Here is a 2,530-nt window from a genome sequence, read left to right as displayed (position 1 = left end):
AAATATGATCCGCATTTAAAAATAACGTTTGCGGCGTGTAAATATGAGAACGATCATTGCTTAAATCGAGAGTATTTGCTGTCAATCTCACATCCCCCTTAGCAGACAGCACATTCTCAACACTGATCCCTCCTGATACCGATGTCAATGTTGCTGTGCCATAGCCAATGACCTGATCGTAATAAATGTCGTCGCCAGCAAAAAGATCAATATTGCCACCACTGATAATATGTTCAACCTTTATGCCCCTTTGTGCCGTGATAGAAAGGGAACCTTTGTCATAAAAAACAAGAGCACCGGAAGGATTCGAAGGGCTCACTTGAGAGCTAACAAAATCTAAACCTGTCATCAGTGTGCCTGCATCAAGGCTGCCTACCGTTAAAACGGCATCACCGCCCGTCATCAGCGAAGCAAAATCAACCGCCCCACCCTCAATATTGGCCTTGCCATAGGCTAAAACTTGTCCAAAATGAACAGGGGCATTTGTGTTTAGTTGTGCATGGATTGCTACATTTTGGTGAGACAATATCGATTGGGAAACAAAAAGCCCATCATACGAAACTAGGGTCACATCTCCTGCCCCATAAATGTTTGCGGCGTTAATTCTCCCTCCCACACTTTGAAGATCAACATCTCCTTGGGCACCAAGAACAACAACACCAGCAGCACCCGTTGCTGCCATATCAACCCCACCAGCTAAAAGACCAGCTTGGATATCACCACCAGCATGTGCCTTAAGGTTTCCTTCAGCTAACACGACCCCCTCAAGCTTCAAATCTCCACCCGCTTCAAGAGCTATATCAGCACCAGAACCAAGACCAGAAACTTTCATAGCATCAAGCGAAAACAACTCCATATTGCCTCCAGATGTTGCCTTGCCTGCAATCGATAAAAGCCCCCCCTGCGCCTCTACTTTCAAATCACCATCGGCGCCAACCATCTCTAATGTGACATCTTTTTTGGCTGCAATCTCAATATGTTTTTTCGATGTGACGCTTTTTGCCAACACGCTCTTGCTCTTTGATTGAAGAACAACACCCCCATGACCAAAAACATTTTTTAAGGAAATTTTTCCATCAGCAGAAAGCTGCAACTGCCCCGCATTCGCCGCCATATCATGACGCATCCGAACGCCAACGCCTTGTTCTGTCGCTACAAGTTTAATCTGATCCGCCTGTAGAGCCCCTAAAGCTGACCCATCTATCGCATATTCCGGTTTGCCGGTAATATCGGTGAGCTCCTTCATTTGACGAGAAGCATAATCAAAATGCCCCGTCCCAGCACTCACCCCAATATCCTTGCCCGCAACAGCTCCTTCAAAATGCACCGTGCGTGAAACAATATCAACAATATCAACAGCCCCCTTGCCAGAGAAAAAATTGGCTCCCTTTGCTCCAAAGGTGATGTCCCCACCTCGCACCTCAAAGCCTTTCAAAAAACCACTCGCATCAATTTCGGGGACACCCGTGGTTAAGGTCGCATGGGGCGTATTGATAAAACCACAACCATCACAACTTATGCCATTGGGATTGGCTATAATCACATCAGCTTGGCGCCCAAAAACTTCCGCTGGACCATTAAGCGCGCTGCGTTTACCGCTGGTCACTTCATTTAAAATCACTTTCGCTGAACCCGTGAAACGCAAATGCGGATTGCCCGGCATAATGCCCCCCAACTGCGATTGCCCTACTTCTTGCGCATGATTGTTGAAAATAACACCTAGATTGCCAATATTAAAATCGTAATATTTATTGTGCGATAAGCCCTTGCCGTTGGGTGTGACAATATCAATCGAGGGAACCCCATTGGGCGCTGCCACTATATCCGGACGATATGCGCTACCTGCGTTAGGATCAGAAGTAATTTGCGCCTGAACCACTGAAGGTGCTAACAAACAAGAAAAACCTATCCCACCTAGAAAAACCTTTTTGAGCATCGTACTGGAGACTAAAACACCTAATAAAGCTGCTCTGTTTGCTCTCTTCTCATATCTCATACGTTAACTCCCCAATAAAAAACGCTTAAAGTTCCATTGTTAATGTCATAAAAAATGTTCCTGATTTTTTGTGCTTAACTGTGCTCCAAAAAATACTGGAATAACTGGCATCAAGAGAGACCATGCCCCCCGCAAGCTTGACACCTGCTGTCCAACCGGCAAGCTGTTCACCGGTCATTCCATACAAGGCTTGCGAAAACACACGCCCATAGTCCAAACCAACAAAGGGACGAAGTTCCCCCAAAACCTTTTTCAGAGAAGCGCTGTTGCTCCACGGAATGGTGCGCAAAGACAAATCATTACGGCTAAAAAAACCATTATTGCCAAAAAGCAAACTCTCACGCGTTCCACGAACATTGGAAGCGCCACCCAACGAAATCTGTTCCGCACCCAATAAATTATGCGGGGAATATTGACCACTCAAAAGATTGCTCAGTATAAAATCCAAGCCCCCTACCTTAAAAGGCGTCATGACACTAAGTGTGCCGGTAAATTTAGAAAATTGTGGCTCGCCATCCCCTGCCCCTGGAGCAT

The 2,530-nt window shown here is 46.0% G+C and carries 2 protein-coding genes; both read right to left on the bottom strand.

Annotation, left to right across the window (positions count from 1 at the left end; all coding sequences use genetic code 11):
- Nucleotides 1-1,996: two-partner secretion domain-containing protein (locus J7R12_RS08505; RefSeq protein WP_208439058.1), on the bottom strand; the 1,996-nt coding region annotated here is incomplete at its 3' end.
- Between the two features lie 25 nt (nt 1,997-2,021).
- Nucleotides 2,022-2,530 (bottom strand): ShlB/FhaC/HecB family hemolysin secretion/activation protein (locus tag J7R12_RS08500; RefSeq protein WP_234924868.1); only part of this gene is annotated, 509 nt, incomplete at its 5' end.

It is taken from the genome of Bartonella vinsonii subsp. vinsonii (genome assembly GCF_902825235.1).
GTDB classification, from domain to species: domain Bacteria; phylum Pseudomonadota; class Alphaproteobacteria; order Rhizobiales; family Rhizobiaceae; genus Bartonella; species Bartonella vinsonii.
Note: the sequence above shows the minus strand (reverse complement) of the source record. Positions and strands in the feature narration are given on the sequence as shown.